6 protein-coding genes and 1 pseudogene are annotated in these 6670 nt (G+C 67.7%); 1 reads left to right on the top strand and 6 read right to left on the bottom strand.

The window, feature by feature from the left end; genetic code table 11:
• Positions 1-304: hypothetical protein (locus tag AC08OQ_RS16490; protein WP_476612176.1), on the top strand; the 304-nt coding region annotated here is incomplete at its 5' end.
• 264 nt (positions 305-568) lie between these two features.
• On the opposite strand, the gene ctaD is transcribed toward AC08OQ_RS16490, so the two are convergent.
• The 6 genes and pseudogenes from ctaD to AC08OQ_RS16460 form a co-directional block, all read right to left on the bottom strand.
• Positions 569-2284 carry an aa3-type cytochrome oxidase subunit I gene (gene ctaD / locus AC08OQ_RS16485; RefSeq protein ID WP_462187685.1) on the bottom strand — a complete coding sequence of 572 codons (1716 nt, stop codon included), beginning with the start codon at positions 2282-2284 and terminating at the stop codon, positions 569-571.
• Positions 2285-2326: 42 nt separating this feature from the next.
• Positions 2327-3082, bottom strand: a complete 756-nt coding sequence (locus AC08OQ_RS16480; protein WP_476601887.1) for a helix-turn-helix domain-containing protein — start codon at positions 3080-3082, stop codon at positions 2327-2329.
• Between the two features lie 66 nt (positions 3083-3148).
• Positions 3149-3883: an SDR family oxidoreductase gene (locus tag AC08OQ_RS16475; RefSeq protein ID WP_476601886.1), complete on the bottom strand. Its 735-nt coding sequence runs from the start codon at positions 3881-3883 to the stop codon at positions 3149-3151.
• 78 nt (positions 3884-3961) lie between these two features.
• Positions 3962-4276 carry a cupin domain-containing protein gene (locus tag AC08OQ_RS16470; protein ID WP_476601885.1) on the bottom strand — a complete coding sequence of 105 codons (315 nt, stop codon included), beginning with the start codon at positions 4274-4276 and terminating at the stop codon, positions 3962-3964.
• A gap of 319 nt (positions 4277-4595) precedes the next feature.
• Complete coding sequence (locus AC08OQ_RS16465; RefSeq protein WP_476601884.1) at positions 4596-6086, bottom strand: MFS transporter; 1491 nt, start codon at positions 6084-6086, stop codon at positions 4596-4598.
• 222 nt (positions 6087-6308) lie between these two features.
• A pseudogene (locus AC08OQ_RS16460) lies at positions 6309-6464 on the bottom strand (transposase); the annotation flags it as partial.
• Positions 6465-6670: the final 206 nt, after the last annotated feature.

The following is a 6670-nucleotide window of genomic DNA, read 5'->3' as shown; positions in this document are numbered from 1 at the left end:
CCTTCGGCTACCGCAACCCCGAAAACCAGCGGCTACGAACACGCTGCGCAACCACCCGCCGAGCCCGCAGATGCCTCAAACCCGCTTAACTTCGAAGAGCCGCGATATCGTACTGGGTGGCGACGCCTACTTCGGTCAGCGCCTGGTTGCTGCCGATATTGCCACTGAACAGCTCGGCGCGAAGATTTTCGACCACCGCATCTATGAGCGATACCGGCTGTACAGGGCGGCGCATCACCCAGTCACCTTCCAGTACATGCGAGTCAGGCGGGTTGGTGACCCTCATGGAATCAACACGAGCTAGCCGAGATTACAACCGTCAGTCGTAGCCCCGCGCGGTCTCGCCCATCCCGCCCAGACTCGCCCATCCCGCCCAGGACGCCGATCGCCCGACCGGTCGGCGAGCGCGGTCTCGACCTCGGTGGGCCTACCTCACGGCGGGCCGCATCGGCCAGCAGCGCCGTGAACCGCACCCACCCATGAGGGCCGGGCCTGTCAGGGCTGAACCGCCCCGGGCTCTTAACAGCCCGGGGCGGTTCCGGTTCAGCCGCCAACGTGAGCCGCGTTCTCAGGTATTCAGCTCCGGGGTGTCGCGGGTCGGGGTGAACTCGGGGGTGGCATGGTAGTCGACCGCGCCGGCCGCCTGCGGGTAGTGCAGGTCGAAGGCGGGCCGCTCGGAGCGGATCCGCGGCAGCGAGGTGAAGTTGTGCCGCGGTGGTGGGCAGGACGTCGCCCATTCCAGCGAGTTGCCGAAGCCCCACGGGTCGTCCACTGTCACGACCCGACCCTTCCGGTACGACCACCACAGGTTGTACAGCAGCGGCAGGGTCGACAGCGCAAGCAGGGAGCTGCCAGCGGTGGCGATGGTGTTCAGCGTGGTGAAGCCGTCGTCCGGGCCGTAGTCGGCGTATCTGCGCGGCAGGCCCTTGACACCGAGCCAGTGATCCACCAGGAAGGTCAGGTGGAAGCCGAAGAACATCGTCCAGAAGTGCACCTTCGCGAGCCGCTCGTTCAACATCCGGCCGGTGACCTTCGGGAACCAAAAGTACACCCCGCCGAAGCCGGCGAACAACAGGCCGGCGACGACGTAGTGGAAGTGGCCGACGACGAAGTAGCTGTCCGAGACGTGGAAGTCGATCGGCGGGCTGGCCAGCAGAACACCGGTTAGACCACCGAACAGGAACGTCACCAGAAAGCCGACGGCGAACAACATCGGCGCCTCGAAGGTGAGCTGTCCGCGCCACATCGTGCCGATCCAGTTGAAGAACTTGACCCCGGTGGGCACCGCGATCAGGAACGTCAGGAAAGCGAAGAACGGCAGCAGCGCCGCGCCGGTGACGTACATGTGATGCGCCCACACAGCGATCGCCAGCGCCCCGATGCCGATGGTCGCGTAGACCAGTCCCTTGTAGCCGAACAACGGCTTGCGGGAGAACACCGGGATGATCTCCGTGATGATCCCGAAGAAGGGCAGGGCGATGATGTACACCTCGGGATGCCCGAAGAACCAGAACAGGTGTTGCCAGAGGACGGCGCCGCCGTTACCCGGGTCGAAGATGTGCGCGCCGAACCGGCGGTCGAACTCCAGGGCGAGTAGCGCGGCCGCGAGCACCGGGAAGGCGACCAGCACCAGGATCGAGGTCACCAGCAGGTTCCAGCAGAAGATCGGCAGCCGGAACATCGTCATGCCGGGCGCCCGCAGGCAAAGGATCGTCGTGATGAAGTTGACCGCGCCCAGGATGGTACCCAGACCGGAGACGGTCAGACCCAGCACCCACAGGTCACTGCCGACGCCCGGCGAGTAGGCGGCGTTCGACAGCGGCGTATAGGCGAACCAGCCGAAGGAGGCGGCGCCGTTCGGCGTAAGGAAGCCCGCGGTGACCGTCAGGCTGCCGAACAGGAACAGCCAGAACGACAACGCGTTCAGCCGTGGAAAGGCCACGTCAGGCGAGCCGATCTGCAGCGGGATCAGGTAGTTCGCGAACGCAAACGCGATCGGCGTCGCGAACATCAGCAGCATCAGCGTGCCGTGCATCGTGAAAACCTGATTGTACTGCTCGTTCGACAGGTACTGCAGACCCGGCTGGGTGAGCTCGGCCCGGATGAGCATCGCCAGAATTCCAGCGAACGCGAAGAATACCAGCGAGGTCATGAAGTACAGCAGGGCGATGTCCTTGTGCGACGTCGTCCGCAGGTACTGCGCCAGGGTTTTCACAACCCCGGGCGGGAGCTCGCCCGCCGGCGGGCCCGTGTGCCCGGCCGGTCTATCGTGCACAAGTGTCACATTCCGCTCCCGATGGTGTTGCCGCTGCCGGCGCTAGTCACGTTATCCGCGCACCGGTTGCCGCGGCACGGCCTGACGTCCCACATTCGGAGGAACTCCGGCACCCGGACCGGGCGCAGAACGTCCTGCGCCAGGCAGGCCCACCATTATTCGTTGGCCGTTCTCGCGGGTCTGTCGGTGGGGCTTTCTTACCGCTGGCGTCGTTTCCATTCCCTTGCTACCGGCTGCTCTCACTTGTTGTTGCCGGGTGGGCGCGGACGTGCAGGCGTTCGCCCTGGGGGCCGAACAGGCTGAGGGCTTCGGCGGGCCGCGGGGTGGGGTTGCTGAAGGCGTGGGAACTCCGCGACCTCGCCGGGGGGTGGGAACGATGTCGTGCTCGCCGAGCTGCAGGCGCAGCCGTCCGGACAGGACGTAGAACCATTCGTAGCCCTCGTGGGCCTGCCGTTGCGGTTCGCGGGCGGGCCAGTGCGCCGGGATGGTCATTTTGTAGGCCTGCAGCTCGCCGGGTCGGCGGGTGAGCGGGATGAGCGTCATGCCGTTGCGTTCGATCGGGCGGGGGTGGATGCGCGGGTCGGCGGTTGGCGTGCCGACCAGCTCGTCCAGCGGCACCTGGTGGGGGCGTGCCAGCGGCAGCAGCAGTTCCAGGGTGAGCCGGCGCTGGCCGGACTCCAGGCGGGACAAGGTGCTGACCGAGATCCCGGTGGCCTGGGACAGCTGCGGCAGCGTCACCCCGCGCCGGTGGCGCAGCGCGCGTAGCCGCGGGCCCACCGCCGCCAGGACGCCGTCGAGGTCGGGCACATCATTGAATCTACGAGGATTCCTGACGGGGTCCGCGCGACGGATGTCGCGCGGACCCTGGCCGAGTCAGCGCGCGAGCCACCCCCGGTAGGTGGTCCTGGCGATGGCGGCGCCGTCCTTGGCGATGAGGGCGTCGCCCGAGGCCGCGGCGAATATGCCGGCGCTGTTGTCGGTGACGACGGTGCGATGGTCACCGTGGGCGGCGAGGGTGATCTTGCCAAGTTCGTCGAGCGCGAAGACCTCGGGGCCGGCGACGTTGCGGGTGCCCTGCAGCGGGGTGCCCACGCTGACGTCGGCCACGGCCTGGGCGACGTCGACCGCGGCGATGGGTTGGACGCGCGTGGCGGGCAGGCGGACGGTGTTCTCGTCGGTGGTCCAAGACAGCGCCGCGTCGATGAACTCGAAGAACTGCGTGGCGCGGACGATCGAGTACGGCACGGGGCCGGCCTTGAGGATGTTCTCCTGCAGCACCTTGGCGCGATAGTAGACCAGGCCCGGCACCTGGTCGGCGCCCACGATCGAGAGGATGACGGCGTGGCTGACGCCGGCGGCCTTGGCGGCTGTGAGCAGGTTGTCCATGGTCGTCTGGAAGAACGCGGGCGAGGCGTCGTCGAAGGTCGGCGAGTTCGTCAGGTTGACGACGACATCGGCCCCCTCCATCGCCTCGGGCAGGCCCTGCCCGCGCAGCAGGTCCACGCCGGTGGACGGCGAGTGCGGCACTGCCTCGTGCCCGCTCGCGTTCAGGATCCGGACCACCTTCGATCCGATGAGCCCGGTCCCACCGATGACAGCGATCTTCATCTTCTTGGCCTTCCGGTTTCGCGGAGGTGAAATGTCCGAGTATGTGGGTACGACGGGGCGGTCTAGCTGAGCTCACGGTCAGTTTGTGCGCGAGGCTCGGCGGTTCTTACGCCGGACGAGCTCCTCCTCGTCCACGAGCGAAAGCATCGGTTTGCCCGGTTCGCAGAACATGGTGACGGTGAAGCGCACGGGGATGTCGTCGCGGTTGTTGCCGTCCTGGTAGTGGATGACGTCGCCACCCGGCTCCCAGAACGGATCGCCGGCCCGGACGGCACGCGCCGGCTCACCTTCGAGCTCGAACACCATCTCGCCGTCCAGCACATAGCCGAAGGCCGGTCCGGTGTGCCGGTGCGGAGGGGTACCAGGTGATTTCCCAGACCTGACCGGTCGCACGCCAAGGCTCAGGAAGAGACCGCTGACGCCATGACCGAGGCCAGCAGAAGATCAGCCGCATCGAGTCAAGGCGCCGACACCGATCTCCGGGCGGACCGCCAGCACGATCACCCCGGGAGGGAACCGGAACCTCGCGAACTCCGACACCGGCAGCGGCGGAGCGACCGCACCTCGAACCATCACCTGATCATGCCCAAGTACCAGCACGCAGGTCCCGCCTTGGCCGCATGCAACAGAGCCGATTGACCTGTGGTTTGGCCTTTGCTGGTCACGTGCCCGCGCGCACCTGCGCGCGTCCCCCCGCTGGGACCGCGCTCGGTCAGGGCGGCCCCGCTCCGCCGGAGACACTCGCGACCGCCTCGGCCTCCGGCATCGCTGGCTGGGGGGTGAAGAGCACCGCGGTGCGGGCCGCCGTGCCGCGCGCCCACCGGCCGGTGGTGAGCACGTCAAGCACGGCGATGGCGAGCCCACAGCCAACCATGATCCACCAGGCGGGCGCGCTGGTCGGGTCGATGGTCGTCACGCCAGGACGGCCCGCAACGTGATGCGCGGCTACCGAGCCGAAGATCGCGACGCCGAGCGCCATGCCGATCTGCCGGCTGGTACCGGAGACCGCTGCCGCGACGCCGGCTTGGGCGACCGGCATCCCGGACACCGCGATATTCGTGGTCGGTGCGTTGACCATCCCAAACCCGACGCCGAAGAGTACGTAGGCGCAGATGACCGGCGCCAGGCTGGTCTGCGTCCCCAGGAGGGATAGCAGGACGCCGCTGGCCTGCAACGCCATCCCGGCGGTGATCAACGACGGCCGCGGCCCGTGGCTGGCCACGAGCCGGCCGGAAATCGGCGGCGTCACCGCCGCGAGGGCCGCCATCGGTAGCGTCAGCAGGCCGGCGTGCAGTGCCGAGTAGCCGCGCACGACCTGCAGATAGAGCGTGTTCAGGAAGAGGAAGCCGCCTAACGCCGCGAAGGCGCAGAGCGCGATGACGGTGGCACCGGCAAACGGATCGCTGCGGAAGAACCGCACATCCAGCAGGGCGTCCTGGCGCCGCGTCTCGCACACGACGAGCCCGGTCAGGGCAAGGGCGGCGACGATGAACATGACGATCGTCCGGGGGGCCGCCCAGCCGGCGGCCGGCGCCTCGATGATTGCGTAAGCGAGGGTGCCGAGGGTGACGGCGACGAGCGCCTGGCCCGCCGGGTCGAACCGCCGGGCCCGCGGCGCCCTCGACTCGGGCACGTACCGGCCGGTGAGCACCATCGCGACGATGCCGATCGGCACGTTGATCCAGAAGATCGACCGCCAGCCGACCGTGTCGACCAGCAGGCCGCCGAGAACCGGTCCCAGTGCCATGCTCAGGCCGATCACCCCGCCCCACATGCCGATCGCGCGCACCCGCTCCCGGGGCTCGATGAAGGTGTTGGTGATGATCGCCAGCGCGACCGGGTTGAGCATCGACCCGCCGACCGCCTGGATCATCCGGAACGCGATCAACCAGCCAAGCCCAGGTGCCAGGCTACATAGCAGCGACCCGAAGGAGAACAGCGTCAGCCCGGTCTGGAACACGCGCCTGCGCCCGAACCGGTCGCCCATCGAGCCGGAGAAGAGCAGCAGGCTTGCCAGCACCAGGCCGTAGGCGTCAATCGTCCGCTGCAGCCCGGAGTCGGCGGCATGGAGGTCGTTCCTGATCGACGGCAGGGCGACGTTGAGGATCGTCGCGTCCAGCGCGACAATGAACAGGCTCGAGCAGCAGATCACCAGCACCACGTGCCGCCGGCCCTTACCCAGCTCGGGCGGCATCGACGCCATCAGCGTTCCGATCGTTGTAGGACGCAAAGTAGGCGAGGTGAGAGCGCCTCATAGGCGACTCCATTCCATTGGCGGTTGGCTCTCCCGACCACCGGCAGGGCCACGATCTGACCGACCGCGCCCACACCGCCGCCGGCCCTCTCCCTGCCGGCCCTCTCCCTGACGACCTACGTGACATTCTCATAACAATACTGACTCCTCGTGGTTGGCCGGAATCTGTAGTTAGCCGATTACGGTTGCTGCTGGGTTGGTGGTGACTGGGAGTAGCCGGGTGGGGCGGGCGTAGGTGACGCGGCGGCGGACGTCGCTGACGGCCCTGTTGGCCAGATGGACGACGTGGAACGGGCCGACGGCCAGCGCCGCGGGTGGCAGCGCCTCGCGGGCGGCGGCCTCGTTCTCTACCCCGACCCACGGCTACACCAGCCACCACCAGGCATCATAGAAGGTCAGCGGCCAAATACGCCGTCCGGCGAACCGCGAAGAGCCCCAATACCGGCTCTTCGAAGTTAAGCGGGTTTGAGGCATCTGCGGGCTCGGCGGGTGGTTGCGCAGCGTGTCGTAGCCGCTGGTTTTTGGGGTTGCGG

Source organism: Frankia sp. CcCS3 (genome assembly GCF_977927575.1).
This window is presented reverse-complemented; position numbering and strand designations above follow the sequence as displayed.